The sequence below is a fragment of the Avibacterium sp. 21-586 genome (assembly GCF_026226775.1).
Taxonomy (GTDB): Bacteria; Pseudomonadota; Gammaproteobacteria; order Enterobacterales; family Pasteurellaceae; genus Avibacterium.
In genome coordinates this window covers 19,928-36,607 of record NZ_JAKKOD010000002.1, presented here as the reverse complement: position 1 = coordinate 36,607, position 16,680 = coordinate 19,928, and the positions used below count along the sequence as shown (strand labels likewise).

General features: G+C 40.2%; 13 protein-coding genes and 1 pseudogene. 3 read left to right on the top strand and 11 right to left on the bottom strand.

The genetic code is table 11. The annotated features are described in order from the left end of the window. Positions 1 to 33 precede the first annotated feature (33 nt). Together galU and mutS are read left to right on the top strand one after the other, a co-directional pair. Entirely contained in the window at positions 34 to 921 is an 888-nt protein-coding gene (galU, locus tag L5B71_RS07725; RefSeq protein WP_265757831.1) for a UTP--glucose-1-phosphate uridylyltransferase GalU, read from the top strand. A gap of 131 nt (positions 922 to 1,052) precedes the next feature. Beyond that, positions 1,053 to 3,641 carry a DNA mismatch repair protein MutS gene (gene mutS, locus L5B71_RS07720; RefSeq protein WP_265757830.1) on the top strand — a complete coding sequence of 863 codons (2,589 nt, stop codon included), beginning with the start codon at positions 1,053 to 1,055 and terminating at the stop codon, positions 3,639 to 3,641. Between the two features lie 38 nt (positions 3,642 to 3,679). Here the strand turns inward: mutS and ruvX are convergent, their stop codons facing one another. The 3 genes from ruvX to rsmE are packed head-to-tail and all read right to left on the bottom strand — an operon-like array spanning position 3,680 to position 5,427. Then, positions 3,680 to 4,111: a Holliday junction resolvase RuvX gene (ruvX, locus tag L5B71_RS07715; RefSeq protein WP_265757829.1), complete on the bottom strand. Its 432-nt coding sequence runs from the start codon at positions 4,109 to 4,111 to the stop codon at positions 3,680 to 3,682. Then, positions 4,111 to 4,668, bottom strand: coding sequence for a YqgE/AlgH family protein (locus L5B71_RS07710; protein ID WP_265757828.1), 558 nt, complete (start codon positions 4,666 to 4,668; stop codon positions 4,111 to 4,113). Before L5B71_RS07710 ends, ruvX begins: the two co-directional genes overlap by 1 nt. 24 nt (positions 4,669 to 4,692) lie before the next feature. Further along, entirely contained in the window at positions 4,693 to 5,427 is a 735-nt protein-coding gene (gene rsmE, locus L5B71_RS07705; RefSeq protein WP_265757827.1) for a 16S rRNA (uracil(1498)-N(3))-methyltransferase, read from the bottom strand. A 145-nt stretch (positions 5,428 to 5,572) separates the two neighbouring features. Between rsmE and L5B71_RS07700 the strand changes: the two are divergent. Beyond that, positions 5,573 to 6,100, top strand: a pseudogene (locus tag L5B71_RS07700) (restriction endonuclease subunit S); the annotation flags it as partial. A 32-nt stretch (positions 6,101 to 6,132) separates the two neighbouring features. Here the strand turns inward: L5B71_RS07700 and L5B71_RS07695 are convergent. The 8 genes from L5B71_RS07695 to L5B71_RS07660 form a co-directional block, all read right to left on the bottom strand. After that, a complete protein-coding gene (locus L5B71_RS07695) occupies positions 6,133 to 7,065 on the bottom strand; it encodes a site-specific integrase (RefSeq protein ID WP_094933668.1) in 933 nt (310 codons plus the stop codon). Between the two features lie 120 nt (positions 7,066 to 7,185). Beyond that, on the bottom strand, positions 7,186 to 7,704 hold the full coding sequence (locus tag L5B71_RS07690) for a restriction endonuclease subunit S (protein ID WP_265758343.1): 519 nt from the start codon (positions 7,702 to 7,704) through the stop codon (positions 7,186 to 7,188). Between the two features lie 79 nt (positions 7,705 to 7,783). Further along, the gene (locus L5B71_RS07685) at positions 7,784 to 9,382 is read right to left on the bottom strand and encodes a type I restriction-modification system subunit M (RefSeq protein ID WP_265757825.1); all 1,599 of its coding nucleotides are present in this window, start codon (positions 9,380 to 9,382) and stop codon (positions 7,784 to 7,786) included. Positions 9,383 to 9,417: 35 nt separating this feature from the next. Further along, positions 9,418 to 10,677, bottom strand: coding sequence for a restriction endonuclease subunit S (locus L5B71_RS07680; protein WP_265757824.1), 1,260 nt, complete (start codon positions 10,675 to 10,677; stop codon positions 9,418 to 9,420). Then, positions 10,674 to 11,678: a virulence RhuM family protein gene (locus L5B71_RS07675; protein ID WP_265757823.1), complete on the bottom strand. Its 1,005-nt coding sequence runs from the start codon at positions 11,676 to 11,678 to the stop codon at positions 10,674 to 10,676. The genes L5B71_RS07680 and L5B71_RS07675 overlap by 4 nt, the downstream gene beginning before the upstream one ends. Continuing rightward, positions 11,671 to 12,549 (bottom strand): GIY-YIG nuclease family protein, encoded by an 879-nt coding sequence (locus L5B71_RS07670; protein WP_265757822.1) that lies wholly within the window; start codon positions 12,547 to 12,549, stop codon positions 11,671 to 11,673. Before L5B71_RS07670 ends, L5B71_RS07675 begins: the two co-directional genes overlap by 8 nt. 15 nt (positions 12,550 to 12,564) lie before the next feature. Further along, a complete protein-coding gene (gene dinD / locus L5B71_RS07665) occupies positions 12,565 to 13,407 on the bottom strand; it encodes a DNA damage-inducible protein D (RefSeq protein ID WP_265757821.1) in 843 nt (280 codons plus the stop codon). Between the two features lie 15 nt (positions 13,408 to 13,422). Continuing rightward, positions 13,423 to 16,674: a type I restriction endonuclease subunit R gene (locus L5B71_RS07660; RefSeq protein ID WP_265757820.1), complete on the bottom strand. Its 3,252-nt coding sequence runs from the start codon at positions 16,672 to 16,674 to the stop codon at positions 13,423 to 13,425. Positions 16,675 to 16,680: the final 6 nt, after the last annotated feature.

The following is a 16,680-nucleotide window of genomic DNA, read 5'->3' as shown; positions in this document are numbered from 1 at the left end:
TTAAATAATTTTAATTACATAGAAGGATATCAAATGAAAGTGGTTATTCCTGTGGCAGGATTAGGTACAAGAATGCTCCCTGCAACCAAAGCGATTCCAAAAGAAATGCTCACACTGGTAGATAAGCCTTTAATTCAATATGTAGTGAGTGAATGTGTGGCTGCGGGCGTGAAAGAAATCGTATTGGTTACACACTCTTCCAAAAATGCCATTGAGAACCATTTTGATACTTCTTTTGAATTGGAAACAATGCTGGAAAAACGGGTAAAACGCCAATTATTAGAAGAAGTGCGTTCTATTTGCCCGAAAGATGTTACCATTATGCACGTTCGTCAAGGTAATGCCAAAGGCTTAGGACACGCAGTATTATGCGCTCGACCATTGGTGGGGGATGCCCCTTTTGCGGTGGTGTTACCTGATGTGCTACTTACGGATTTTAGTGCCGATCAGCGGAAAGAAAACCTAGCAGCAATGATCAAACGCTTTAAAGAAACCCATGCTAGCCAAATCTTGGTTGAGCCGGTTTCTGAGCAAGATATCAGTAGTTATGGTATTGTCGATTGTGAAGGCGTGCAGTTCAACCCAGGTAAAAGCGCGAAGATTAAACGCATCGTAGAAAAACCGGCCGTGGAAGATGCACCGTCTAATCTTGCTGTGGTAGGGCGCTATGTGTTCTCCGCAAGCATTTGGGATCTATTGGCAAAAACGCCAGTTGGCGTGGGCGATGAAATTCAGCTCACTGATGCCATTGATATGTTAATCGAAAAAGAAACCGTTGAAGCCTTTTACCAAACTGGCGGCAATTTCGATTGTGGGGATAAATTAGGCTATATGCAAGCCTTTGTCGAATATGGTATTAGACACCCTAAACTCGGCGATGAATTTGCTACATTTATTAAAAAATTAGCAAAAACTCTGTAGTCGCGAGTAAAAATGTAAAAAATTCTTACCGCACTAAAATGTAAGAAATAGCGTTGTCCATACAACGCTATTTTTGTTCTGTAAAAATACGAGTAAGATAGGCAGTATTCAAGATTAATTTAGGCAATATAATGAACTTAGATAATCCAAATAACCAACACACTCCAATGATGCAGCAGTACCTTCGATTGAAAGCAGAAAATCCTGAGATTTTACTGTTTTATCGAATGGGAGATTTTTACGAATTATTTTATGATGATGCAAAAAAAGCGGCAGCATTGCTAGATATTTCCTTGACCAAACGTGGCCAGTCGGCAGGGCAACCCATTCCGATGGCGGGCGTGCCGTATCACGCAGTGGAAGGCTATTTAGCGAAATTAGTTCAGCTTGGTGAGAGTGTGGCGATTTGTGAGCAGGTGGGCGATCCAGCCACGGCAAAAGGGCCGGTGGAACGCCAAATTGTGCGCATTGTTACCCCCGGAACAATCAGTGATGAAGCGTTACTGCCCGAACGTCAGGATAATTTGATTGCCGCTGTTTATCAGGAAAAAGATAAATTTGGCTTAGCGACTTTAGATATGGCATCGGGGCGTTTTCAATTGAGTGAGCCTGCCAGCAAAGAGAGTTTGCAAGCGGAATTACAGCGTATTCAGCCTGTGGAATTGCTTTATTGTGAAGATTTTGAAGATCGTTATTTAATTGAAAATGCAAAGGGCTTACGCCGCCGTCCCATTTGGGAATTTGAATTAAAAACTGCCATTGAACAACTTAACCGTCAATTCGGTACACAAGATTTGCGCGCCTTTGGGGTGGAAAAAGCCCTACTTGGACTTTGTGCCGCAGGTTGTTTGTTGCAATATGCAAAGGAAACTCAGCGTACCGCGTTGCCCCATATTCAAAGCATTAGTTTGTTGCAAAATAATCAGAATATTCAATTAGATGCTGCAACAAGACGAAATTTAGAACTCACCCAAAATCTAGCGGGTGGCACAGAGCATACCCTTTCTTCCGTGTTGGATAAATGCGTTACTCCAATGGGAAGCCGTTTGCTGAAACGCTGGATTCACCAACCGATTCGCGATCGTGAAAAATTAACCTTACGCCAACAAACTATCAGTCAAATTTTGCAGCAAGATTTAGTGGCAGAATTTCAATCGCACTTGCAACAAGTGGGGGATATGGAACGCATTTTAGCGCGCGTGGCACTGCGTTCAGCGCGTCCGCGCGATCTTACCCGTTTACGCACGGCACTCGCACAAATTCCTGCGATTCAACATTATCTTAATCAACAAATTTGTCCGCAATTTACCGCATTTTCTCAACAAATTGCTGACTTTTCAGCACAATTAGATTTATTGGAACGTGCGATTATTGAAAATCCGCCTTTGTTGATTCGTGATGGTGGTGTGATTGCAGAAGGCTTTAACGCAGAGCTTGATGAATGGCGTTCCCTTTCGGACGGTGCAACCCGTTATTTGGAAGAGCTAGAGCAACGAGAGAGAGAAAGTACAGGCATTGATAGTCTAAAAATTGGCTTTAATGCGGTACACGGCTATTATATTCAGATCCCGCAAGGACAAGCGCACAAAGCACCTATTCATTATGTTCGCCGCCAAACCCTAAAAAATGCGGAACGTTATATTATTCCTGAATTAAAAACCTATGAAGATAAAGTGCTGAAAGCCAAAGGTGCGGCACTTGCACTGGAAAAGCAACTTTATGAAGAAATTTTCGATGAATTATTACCGCACTTAGGCGCATTACAGCTGGCAAGCCTTGCTTTGGCAGAATTAGATGTGCTAACCAATTTGGCAGAAAGGGCAGAAAGCCTGAACTATGTTGCGCCAACCTTTAGTGATGAAATTGGTGTGGATATTGAAAATGGCCGCCACCCTGTGGTGGAACAGGTGTCCAAAAATCCGTTTATTGCCAACCCAGTGAAACTGAGTGCCAATCGCCATTTATTGATTATAACAGGCCCGAATATGGGAGGAAAAAGCACCTATATGCGTCAAACTGCATTGATCACGCTAATGGCCTATATGGGATCTTTTGTGCCAGCAGAACGTGCAGTGATTGGCCCTATTGATCGTATTTTTACGCGTATTGGTGCATCAGATGATCTTGCCTCGGGGCGTTCAACTTTTATGGTGGAAATGACGGAAATGGCGAACATTTTACATCAAGCCACGGCAAACAGCTTAGTGCTTATTGATGAAATTGGACGCGGCACGTCCACCTATGACGGACTTTCCCTTGCGTGGGCTTGTGCAGAATGGCTTGCACAAAAAGTTCGCTCACTCACCTTATTTGCCACCCATTATTTTGAGCTGACCGTCTTGCCTGAGCAGTTGAAAGGCATTGCCAATGTGCATTTAGATGCAGTGGAACATAACGACACCATCGCCTTTATGCACGCGGTGCAAGAAGGCGCGGCAAGTAAAAGTTACGGCTTGGCAGTGGCGGCACTGGCTGGCGTTCCGCAATCGGTGATTAAACTCGCTAAACAAAAACTGGCGCAGTTAGAAAAATTCTCCCAACAAAACAATCAGTTAAATGCAGAAGCAATGCAACAGCAAGGGCAAGGCGAACTGTTGTTAATGGAAGAAAATGAGCATAAAGATGCACTTTGGCAGATGATTGAAGATCTTGATCCTGATGAAATGAGTCCAAAGCAAGCTTTAGCCTATTTGTATCAGCTAAAGAAAATGGCGAAGTGAGAAAAGTGCGGTAAAAAATTACCGCATTTTTATTCCTTTTAAGGACTAAAATTTTCCGTAGGGCTTTCGAACCAGCTTTCTAAAATAATGCAGGCAGAAATGCTATCCACTTTGCCTTTTTCTAAGGCTTTAAAGCCTCCGCGTTGGAAAATTTCTGCGCGTGCTTCTGTGGTAGTTAGACGTTCATCTTGTAAAGTAACGGTTACACCAAAGCGTCCGTGTAAGCGATTGGCGAATTTTTTCGCACGTTGGGTTAGGGGTTGTTCTGTACCGTCCATATTTAATGGCAAGCCTACCACTACAATGTTAGGTTTCCATTCTTTTAAGCATTTTTCGACAGCCGCCCAATTGGGAATGCCATCTTGTGCTTTAAATGCAGGCAACGGTTGAGCCGACCCAGTAATGCTCTGCCCAATTGCACAGCCGATACTTTTCGTACCAAAGTCAAAAGCAAGGGCGGTGATTGTCATTAACTATGCCCCATTTGATAAGTAAAATTATGTTGCTCAATACCTAATAATTGATTAGCGGCAGACCAGCGCTCTAAAGGCGGAACATCAAATAAAATATGTTGATTAGCTGGCACAATAAGCCAATCATTATAAGCAATTTCAGTTTCTAACTGTTTAGCTGACCAACTTGCACAGCCGAGTGCGACAAGATACTTTTCTGGTTGAATAGGTGTACCAAAAGTATCAATAACATCAGGTGAAGTTGTAAGCCATAAATTATCAGCTACTTTAGTACTATTTAAAAAGCGATCTTGATCCGCTGTGTGTAGAATAAAGCCACGTTCTAAATTTGTTGGGCCGCCAGCTAGCACTAATTCATTGGGATAACGGCGATTATCTGCCATCATAAAATTCATTTTTATCGACAGTTCGGCAATGCTTAAATCCGTTGGTTGAGTGAGCACTAATCCCATTGCACCTTGCTCATTATGCTCGCAAATATACACCACGGAACGATAAAAATGATCGTCTTCCAAATGAGGCATCGCGATTAAAAAATGGTTTTGTAATTGCATATTTTCTTTCCTAAATTCAAGGGGTTAGGCTAAATCCCCAAAACAAACCTGTAATGCGGTGATTGCGCTTAATGCGGCGGTTTCTGTGCGTAACACACGCTTGCCAAGCAACACTTCGGTGAAGCCTTGTTGCTCCGTTTGCGCAATTTCTTGCGGCGACAAGCCACCTTCTGAACCAATTAGCAAGCGTACCCCTTCAGGCGGCATTGTAGGCAAGGTGCGAATGGAATATTTCGCGCGTGGGTGCAAATTCAGCTTTAACATACCGTCTTGCTCCGCACACCATTCTTCTAATTTCATCATTGGACGGATTTCTGGGATCACGTTTCGTCCGCACTGCTCACAAGCGGAAATCGCAATTTTCTGCCATTGCTGAATTTTTTTCGCCATACGTTCCGCATCAAGCTTCACCCCACAGCGTTCCGACCACAACGGCGTGATCACTTTCACCCCAAGCTCAACAGATTTTTGAATAGTAAATTCCATTTTCTCACCACGGGACATCACTTGCCCAAGATGAATGTGCAGCGGACTTTCGCGATCATCAAACTGACGATCTAAAATCTCCACACCCACTGCTTTTTTGCTCACTTGCGTAATCACCGACGGGTAAATATGGTTGCTACCATCAAATAATTCAAGGCGTTCCCCCACCAGCATCCGCAACACCCGCCCAACGTGATTTGCCGCTTCTTCCGTTAATTCACATTGAGTCTGCCCTAACAAAGAAACGGGGTGATAAATTCTTGGTACTCGCATTTTTTCTTACTGTTAATTAAGGTTTGTCTATCATATCAGAAATTGAGGTGATAGGCGGTGATTGTTTTTACAAAAGTGCGGTCGTTTTTTGTGAGATTTTTGGCGTAGCTGTACCAAAAATAATTTTTACGCTTGGGAAAAGTGCAAGTTGGGGGAAGTAGGAAAAACTTACACAGGATTATCAGGTAAGACAAAAGAAGATTTCGGTCATGGACAAGCAAAATTCATTACTTATATGAATGTTTTTGGTAATCCAATTGCTTCATCTAGTGGAGTAGATCGAATTGAAATTGATAGTAGGCAAAATGAAGTTAAATTTGGAGATGTATTTTTTACAACATCATCAGAGACTCCAGAAGAAGTTGGAATGTCTTCGATATGGCTTGAAAATACTGAGAATGTTTATTTGAACAGTTTTTGTTTTGGGTATCGCCCAGTAAAAATCTTTGATCCATACTTTTTTGCTTTTTATTTACGTTCCCCAAGTATTAGAGCAAAAATAATTTTGTTAGCTCAAGGTATTTCTCGGTATAACATCTCAAAAACAAAAATGATGGAGCAAGAAATTTCTATCCCCACTCTTCCCGAACAACAAAAAATCGGCAATCTATTTAAACAGCTAGATCGTCTTATTACTCTTCATAAGCGAGAGTGGATAAAATCACCGCTCTAAAGAGCGGTGAAAAATCCTTTATTTTCTATAAGTTAAGTAATATTTAGATTTGATAATGATCGCATTACAATATCCACATCTTTATTTTCCAATTCGTGAATAATATGCAAATAGGTTTTTTGTGTGGTGGTAATGCTGGCGTGTCCTAAGCGGCGAGCAACGCTAGCAATGGACACCCCTGCAAATAACAGCAGTGAGGCGTGGGTGTGGCGGAGCCCGTGCACCGTAATAATTGGGATTGCCGCCTTTTTACAATAACGTGCAATGAGATCATTAATCGTGGAATTATAAACTTTTTCCTGATTCGGCAGAAAAATAGGAATATTTTCAGGGCAATGACGAATTAATTGTGCAAATTGAATAATTGTTTGCCAATCTAACTGAACCTTGCGAATAGAAGATCGATTTTTAGTGGGCAAAAATCCGCCGTCATTTTTATAATCCCAGGTTTTATTTATGGTTAATGTTTGTCGTGCAAAATCAAAATCTTTTGGGGTAACCGCAAGGGCTTCTGAAAAACGCAATCCTGTTTTGGCAATCAATAAAATCAGCCAGTCAAAACTTAATTTTTCACTTAAATTAAGCTGATGAATAAGGGTTTGTAATTCATATTGGCTGAGATATTTCGGTTTTTTCTCGCGTGGAATTTTGCCTTTAATAATTGCTTTACGTGTAGGATCACGAATAACTAATCCTTCATCAACCGCATCTAAAATTGCCCCTTTAATTTGATGATGAAAATCCATCACAGTTTGCCGCTCATGGCTACTTGCATAATCATTTAAAAGTTGTTGATAGCTAATGCGATTCAAATCACATAACCTGAGCCTTGGCGCGAGGCGAATAAGCCAAGTATGCGTCATTTTATATTTAGCTAGCGTAACAGGGCGAATTGCCCCCTCTTTATAGATGCGAATCCAACGTTTGAAATAACGATGAAAAAGCTCTTGATTAGTTAATCGCATAGAGATGTCCTCCGTATTATTAGGTTGAAAATCACACAATACAACGTGAGAACTATTCAGCGATTTTTTCTATTTTGCAAGATTTTCACTTTGTTTTTATTATACTTTTTCTAATGGCTATCACTTATGAAGAGTAATAAGGCGATCCAGCCGTCTGAAAAGCGCGCCGATTTTTTGTTGTTCGGGGAGGGTGGGAGTAAAAATTTCAAATTCTGAAAATGTTGTCTTATTAATAATTGGAACAGCTGTTTGCCCAGCCAATTCTGCAAAATCCTGCTCACAATTAACCATTGCTGAAAGTATGAAATAAGCGTCATTATTTTCAGGAATAATGGCATTAATTTGTTGATTAAATGCTGCTGGAACAGTATTTATTGTATTTTTACCAATAGATGCAATGCTTGTAATTAGCACTGAATTTGGGGGTAATTGTCTAGATTTTTTCCAGCCCGTTTCTGTTAGATTTCGGGCTGATTTTGAAGTTAATAAACCATCTATATCTGTTGGTGTAATCCAAATATATCCCTCCCCCTCTATAGTCCAATTCTCTTTTTCTTTTGTTTTTGGTGTATTGCCTGTCAAAATTTTGCCCAGACTTTCCAGCTTGCACTTTTCCCAAGCGTAAGGATTTTGGGTGATAAAAAAGCCATTTAGAATAATTGGCTAAATGGCTTTTAAATAATAATGAAAACGAAAATTCTATTTATAAATCAATCAATTAAAGTATTGATTTGACCCCAAGAATATTTAACTGCTCGTTGATTTCGGCTTCAAGTTGAGCAATTTCTGCTTTATCTTCAGCAATTTTGGCAAGCACTTCATCAAGATCGATTTCTTCTTCAGCCTCAAAAGTATCTACATAGCGAGGAATATTGAGATTGTATTCATTGGCTTGCACTTCTTCTAGGGTGGCAAGTTGGGCGAATTTCTCAATATTTTCGCGTTTTTGATAAGCCTCTACAATAGCGTTAATGTGCTGTTCGCTGAGATGGTTTTGATTTTTGCCTTTCTCAAAGTGTTGGCTGGCATCAATAAATAAAATATCGCGAGAAATGCGGTCTTTTTTGAACACTAAAATACAAGTTGGGATAGCTGCCCTAAAAAATAAATTTGCCGGTAAACCAATGACCGCATCAATATAGTTTTTCTCAAGCAATATCTTGCGAATATGTCCTTCTGCTGCGCCGCGGAATAATACGCCGTGTGGTAATACGATTGCCATTGTGCCATTGTTTTTTAAGTGGTACAGACTGTGTAAAATAAAGGCAAAATCCGCTTTAGATTTTGGTGCAAGTTTGCCGTATTCGGAAAAACGGGGATCTTTTAATTTACGCTCAGCGTTATCCCAGTTGGTAGAATAAGGAGGGTTGGCGACCACCGCATCAAAGCTGCGTGGGTGGTCGATGCCGTCTTTATCTAAGCCGTCTGGCCAGTCGGATTCTAGCGTATTGGCGTTAGATAATGTCATATTGGCAAAACTGACGCCGTGCATCATTAAGTTCATTCTTGCCAAGTTGTAAGTAGTGGTGGAAAGTTCTTGTCCGTAATACTTGATTGCGCCCTCTTTTTTGCCATTTGGTAAGGCATTTCCTACAGTAAGCAATAAAGAACCCGAGCCACAAGTTGGGTCGTAAACCGTGAACACATCGTCTGTTTTGGCATCTTGAGTGACAATTCTAGCGAGAATTTGGCTGACGGCGTGAGGGGTGTAAAACTCACCACCTTTTTTGCCCGCATTTGCAGCGAATTTGCCGATCAGTTCTTCATAAATTTCGCCTAAAATATCTCTGCCGTTATCGTCTTTGTACTGCACTTCATTAACCAACCGCACTACTTTATCTAACGCTTTGGTGCGGTCATTAGTGTTAGTGCCAAGGCGAGAATCACTTAAATTAAGATCACTAAATATGCCGCGGAAATCTTTTTGTGCTTCAGGGTTAATTTCACTATTGCGATTAAAATTATCAATAAGTGCCTGATAATCACTTGGAACAATCTGATTTTGCTCAATTTTTTGGATTAACGTGGCCCAAGTATCCGCAGGTGCAATGGCATAACCCAAGGTGTTTGCAATATCATTTAAATAATCTTCTAAGCCATCTTGTTGTACGGCTTCGAAATAGGCGTCATTGGCACTTTGGTGTGATTTGGGCGTAATAATCCCATTCTCAAGCAAATAAGCTTCTTGATGTTCAGAAAGATAGCGGTAGAAAATAAAACCTAAAATATAATTTTTATATTCTGAGGCATCCATATTGCCGCGTAAGTCATTTGCCATTGCCCAAATTTGGTTGGTGATATTTGAGATAGTTGTCATAAAAACTCCGTAAAATAAATTATTTAACTTAAAACTTAAACAAACATTTGCTGTAATAAGGCTTTTTTCAAAAGCTGATAATGCTCGTGCTGTCGCTTATGAAGAGTAATAAGCCGATCTAGCTGTTTAAACAGATTACCGATTTTTTGTTGTTCGCTTTTATTACTGGGATATGATATGAAAGTCTCTGATATATTTGATTTACTAATAGATAGGACTTTAATGCCTTGAAATAATTTCCTAAGCTGTGAACGATAAGAATTGGAGTTCAAATAATATCCCATAAAATAAGGGGCTATGCGAGTTTGTGATCTAAATGCCATAGTATGTAAACCTGCAACAATAGGCTTATTGTCTAAGTTTATGATTTCTATGGCTTTGCCAACGCTATTATCTTCAGCAGTATCAGCAATCACAATATCACCATTTCTTAGAAATTTACCTACATAATCATCTTCTCCTGCATTAGAAATATAGGGAATTATGTCTTTATCATTATTCAAATCAACTATTGAACCATATTTAATCAATATATCGCCATAATGAATATTATGTATCATTCCCTCTTTCAAAGTTAATTGACTTCTTGATAGCGTATTGTTAGAAATAGATTTATTAAAGAAATTTTTGAACTTGCACTTTTCCCAAGCGTCAGTAAATTCAGAAAAACGAATTTCTGGAAAATCTGATCCATTTTTCGGGAACATTTTTTGCAAAAACGCTTTTTTTAGCAAAATTACATCGTCCCACTTACGCTTATGAAGAGTAATAAGGCGATCCAGCCGTCTGAAAAGCGCGCCGATTTTTTGTTGTTCGGGGAGGGTGGGAGTAAAAATTTCAAATTCTGAAAATGTTGTCTTATTAATAATTGGAACAGCTGTTTGCCCAGCCAATTCTGCAAAATCCTGCTCACAATTAACCATTGCTGAAAGTATGAAATAAGCGTCATTATTTTCAGGAATAATGGCATTAATTTGTTGATTAAATGCTGCTGGAACAGTATTTATTGTATTTTTACCAATAGATGCAATGCTTGTAATTAGCACTGAATTTGGGGGTAATTGTCTAGATTTTTTCCAGCCCGTTTCTGTTAGATTTCGGGCTGATTTTGAAGTTAATAAACCATCTATATCTGTTGGTGTAATCCAAATATATCCCTCCCCCTCTATAGTCCAATTCTCTTTTTCTTTTGTTTTTGGTGTATTGCCTGTCAAAATTTTGCCCAGACTTTCCAGCTTGCACTTTTCCCAAGCGTCCGTGAATTCGGGAAATCTTAATTTTGGTATATTGCTCATTGTGTTAGCTCCTTAATTTGCGTTGTAATCTGCACAAAACTGTCATTTTCATCCTCCTTATCGGCTTGCAATGCCTCTGCTTGTTTACGTTTTTGTGAAAATTCGTCATAAATTGACCGCACTTTTTCCTCCATTTGTTTGTGAGTAATTTTACCTGCTGTTTTGAGCAGAGGTTTATCATTAAAGGTGAGCAACGCATCTACATTATTACGCCAATAATCTAAGGTGAGATCTTGGCGATTTTTCACGCGTAGCTCGGCACTTTCCAAAAAAATCACTACAAGACGATTTAAACTGTCGATTTCATCGGCACTTAGGTAATTTTTTGCCGTGAAAATATCTTGTTTACGTACTTTGCTGCCTTGCCAGCTGGTCAGTGCCATATTGGGGGCATTGGCATCGGCTCGGTTCACAATGAGTTCCGCTGCGGTTTGCTGAGTAACGGCGTAAATCAGTTTATTTTGTGTTTCAGCAAAAAACATTTGCGTGGCTTTGTCGCTGCCATCATAATCGCTAGAAAGAGCGAAAAGTTCCCGCACTTTTTGGTAAAAACGCTTTTCACTGGCACGAATGTCTCGCACTCGCTCCAAGAGTTCATCAAAATAATCAGGACGACCGTCAGGGTTTTTCAGGCGTTCATCATCCATTACAAAGCCTTTTTTCATTAACTCAGCAAGCTGGGTATTTGCCCATTGACGAAACTGCGTTCCCCGTTTACTCCGCACCCGAAACCCAATCGCCAAAATCATTTCTAAGCGATAAAATGCCACATTATAATTTTTGCCATCAGCGGCAGTTATTGAGAAATACTCAATAACTGAATTTTCTGATAATTCTCCCTCTTTCAATATGTTAGCAATATGTTTATTGATATTGCTTACTGAGGTGGCAAAAAGTTCCGCCAATTGATTTTGATTCAGCCACACCGTACCATCTTGGGTATAAAGCGAGACTTTGGTTTTGCCGTCCTCGGTGTTGTAGATGATAATTGGATTATTCATTTAGGGCTTCCGTTTCACTTGCATAAATTTCTTTTAAGGTTTTGCCTTCTGCGGTTTTAAATTCCGTCCAGCCATTGGCATTGCCTAAGATCAGTAAAGATGCTGCGGTGCTTGGGCTATTAAAGCGAAAATCTTTGCTAAAAAAGCACCGCTCTTTGTCTAAGGTGAGTATGCCTTTTTCAATCAGTTCATCACATTGTGCAATAGTTCTCAGACGATAGTTGGGGGCATTTGATTTCTCAATATAGGGGAAATTTGAGCCTTTCAATACGATCATACCATCTTGAGTATAAATTGCTTGAGCTTGTATGCCATTGCGTGGACAGTAGAAAAGCATTTCTTTTTTGGTTTCTGATTGTGCTTTGCGTAATGGCTCAAAAATTGGGTAACCCAAAGTGGAAAGCAATAAATCCGCAATTTCAAACATTGTTTCACAAGCTGCTTTCAATGGTGGCGGGGTGTGCGTTTTCTGCCCTTTATTACCATTAGAAAGGCTAAAACGCTGGCAGGATTTGGCTTTTTCAATAGCAAGCCATTCCAAATACAGAGCGTGAGTTTGAGTGAGATTTTGTGTGAGAGAAATCAGCACCAACGCACGCGACCAATCTTTTTTATCTTCGATATGGTGCCGTTCAATGCGTTTCCCTACCTCGCCAGATTGCCCGATATAGACTTCATCATTATCCGCACCACCGATGAGAAAATACACTCCCACTTGGGCGGATTCTTCCATTTTTAAAAATGTGGCTAAATCACGGCGTGGTACTTCAATCACACGCATAATCGACGTGCTTTCTTCTATGATACGAATCCCCTGCGGCTCACCGGTCGGCAGGAAAATTTGTAGGGTTTTGGGGTGTTTATTCGTCATACTATGATTCCAATTTTATTTATTTGGTAACTTGCCTGTTTTACTCGCCAGCTTCTTTTCTTCTGCTTTAACTTGTCGTTCTATTTTCTTCAAGTCTTCTTCAGGAGGAAGATTTTCAGGCTGAATCCCTCGTTCACCCAGCATATTGCGTATGGTTCTGTTGTTTTGTATATGCTCTTCTGTAATGGCTTTTTCACCTTGTAAATTGGCTTGCTGTGTATTGTGGTTTGTCATTTCTGTTGCTAAATTTTTAGCAGCAATGGTTAGTGTTGGTAGAAAATCCGCAAGAGGGCGAGTTTTTGTGATACCATAGCGTTCTTTCATTTGTTGAGTGGTATAACCAAATAATGCATGATCGCCATGAGAACGGATGCGCCCAAACCCTTTTTCATCAACACCACGTTCATAAATATTTTGTGAAAGTATTTTTTCTGACGTTTTTAATCGCTCTCGTGCTTCTAAACGAGATTGTACTTGCATTCTTTGTTCAATAAGCTCTTGCTTGCGTGTTTGAACAGCAAAATAACTTTGCGCAAAAGCGATTTCTGGCTTGCGAGGATCACCATTTTGAGCAATAAGATAACAGGCGTAGCGAGTTAGCATAAGATCTTCAATTTCACGCTTACCTCCCTTTCCTATCTCGATCATTTTCGTGACGCCACGAAAATGATCCATGGGATTATTTCCTGCATTTTTACAGGCTTCTACTGCCCGATTGATAGCTGTTTTAAAATTCTCCCAGCGTTCATACCCCAAAAGCGTTTGTAAATCGCGAGCGAACCAGAATTCAATATTCTCTGAATCAATTTTTTGTACGGCTTGTTCAAACAAAGTTTGTAAAGTTTGGATATTATTCATTTGAAACTCCTTGTTCTAATCCTGCACCAACCCATCAGCCAACTGATAAAACGCTTCACGTAATGCGGTGCGGTATTTGATGTTGGTTAATTGTTGTGTGTGTGCATCGGTGGCAAGTGCGGTGTAATTTTTGCTGCCTTCTGTGATGATATTGGTGAGTTTTTTATCATCGTCCAAATCTTTTTCGCCATAGCGATGGTTCGCAATAAGATTGCGGATTTGAGCATTATTGATGATATCGGTAATGCCCCATTTATTGCGGAAATCTAATAATTTGCGATCAATGCTGATATTGCTTGCAGCGCTGATGGTGTGGGAAAGCTCGGCAACGCTGATATTTTTCCATTTTTGGCTTGAATCTGCTGGATACTCGCCAGCCATAATGGCTTGAATTGCGCGGCGAATTTGTTCAGCATAAGAAGTATCTTCCATACCGTTGGCAAATTGTTGGATTTTTTCTTCCGTTTTTTCTGCTGCTTCAGTTTCACCCGCTTGTACTTGGGCAATAAGTTGATTCACTAATTCGGTGAGATAATCATAATCAACTTTGATGTCCTTAATGTGTGTCATTCGCAGCTCAATTTGGGAGATTGGAATATCCTTTTTCTTGGCTAAATGGTGTTTTAATTCTCCTGCAAGCACGGTGGTGAGCATTTCATATTGGCTTGGAGTCATTCCAAGTGCTTCAATCAATGCATCTGGATTGTCGTAGTCAAACCCTGCAAGATGACCGTCAATTTGCTCAGCAGGATATTGTTTTAATTTGGTAATGCCAGCATTAAACTCGCGTAGCTGTCCTAGCATTTCTTCTTTCGCTTTTTCGCTAGGTGGAAGTTGCATAAATGGTTCGTCGCTTGGGTTTTTTGTACATTTAGCAAGTTTTTGGACAACCTTTTTGACTTCTTCTAACTGTTGATTGAAAGGCTTAACTAGCCAAGGCGGAGTTGGATCATCACCGCCATAGATAGGTGTGGGTTCTTCCACTTTATTGGCCGAATCTTTGTTTGCGTATGCGGCGAGTGCTTCATTCATTAGGCGTTCATTTTGTACAGGCCAGCGGTAGTTCACCACTTGTCCCCAAGGTTTTTCTTGCAGGTCTGCGATTCGGTTGGTGCGTGAATAGGCTTGCACTAGCCCAGCACCTTTTAGGATACGATCGACATAGAGCGTGTTAAGCCCTGGTGCATCAAAGCCGGTGAGTAGTTGATCGACAACGATGACCAGATCAAGATAATTTCGATCATAAACGGTTTTATTTAAGCGTGAGCTGAGATCATCAAAATATTCTGGAATTGTATTTAAACCCCAGTTTGTGCCAAAGATTGCATTGTAGTCATTGATTGCATCGTGTAAGGCTTGATTTGTTTGTGCCATTCCATCGCTGTTTTCTGTATTAAGGCTATAAGTTAAGGCAACTTTTAAGGTAAACTCACCTTTTTCCGACCGCTCTTTGTTTACACGTTGGAATTCTCGATAGTATCTTGAAGCAAGTGGTGTGCTAGCGCCCGTGCCACTGACGTGAGTGGTGAACATGGCGTTATATTTGAAATCATTGGAACGGTTACGCCAATTTTTAAAAATATCAGCAACCACAAGGCGGATATGTTCATCACTTTCATCATAAAAATTGCGGGTGAGCGTGCGTTCCACTTTTTCGCCTTTGGTGATCGTGCTTTTGTTATCGTTATCTAAGAATTTGGCTTCATCAAATTCTTCTTTACGCATCGCTTCAAGCTCAGCATTAATTTTCTCTTCCGACCAATCTGGGTATTTTTGTTTAAGTAGTTCGCGAATATCTACGGTACTTTTGAAATCCACTTTAAAGCCTAGCACGTTGCGATCGGCAATGGCTTCTTTAATCGTGTACGCGTGTAATAATTCACCAAAAATTTCTTTTGTGGTTTTTCCATCAAACATTGGGGTGCCAGTATATCCTACCCAAACACTATGCTTGAATTTATCTTTAATGAGTTGAAACTGTTCCCCTGCTGTGGAGCGGTGAGCTTCATCAACAATAAAAACGATATTTTTATTGGGGGCGGTAAAATCACGGCTTTTCGCTAGCTTGCCAAGCTTTTGTACACTGGTAATAATAATGCCATTTGCATTGCTTTTGAGTTTTTTGCGTAAATCTCGGGTGTTATTGGTATCAAGAATCGATCCGACATCATCATTGTTGTCAGGATCATAAGCGCGGTAGTTTTCAAAGGTTTGTTTAGTTAACGCGATACGATCAACAACAAAAACCACCTTGTTTACTTTTGGTAAACGGCTTGCTAGCCAAGCCGTTTTGAAACTGGTGATGGTTTTTCCCGAGCCTGTGGTATGCCAAATATAGCCAATTTTTTTATCCCCCATTTCAAAATCGGCTTTATTGATCCCTTCAATGACCGCCTGCGTGGCATAAACTTGGTAAGGACGCATTACTTTCAGCATTGTTTTATTCGGCGTACCGTCTAAAATCATATAATTAGTTGCCATTTGGTGTGCCATTGGGATAGATAGCATTGAGTCTGCAAAGTCTTTCCAAGAACGCACAATACTGTTATCACTACGTTTTTGCCAAGCAAAGGAAAAATCCTTATTAAAATAATCTGCCGTGGTGTTTGCCATATATCTTGCATTATGTGGCGTCATTCCAACCAAGATTTGTACCGTAGAAAAAATCCCTTGGTATTGTTGCTCTTTGATATATTGCTCCATTTGATTGAGCGATTCATCAGCGGAATGCGCATCTGCTTTTAGCTCTAATTGAATAATGGGCAATCCATTGATCAGCAAAGTTACATCAAAACGACGATTTTGTTTACCAGGGATAACAGCAGGGCGTTCAATTTGATTCACAATTTGATAAACCGTGTTGCCAGCTCCAACTTGTTTTTGATCAAAAACGGTTAAAAAAACGTGGCGACCATCGTCTAAATCGATCTCGATTTGTGAAACGCCATTGGTTCCATAAAGAAATTTACCCGCGTCAAACGGTGTGCGAGTTTGCTCCGCCAGTTTAGTTTTTACTTGATTAAATTCATTTTCGCTTAACGGCAATTTTAATGATTGCCTATTCAAACGTTCTAAAATACCTTTAAAATTATCCCAAAGTTGTTCTGTTGTTTTCACGTCAGGAAGATATTCCCAAATTCTTGTTTTTCTGGGGAAATCTAAATAATGGCTTAAGCCTTGCAAGTGATCAGCGGTGGTAATGTTTCCTGTGGAAAGATATTCAATAAGGGATTGTTCAAACTCGGATTCGTATTTATGGTTAGGCATAATCAT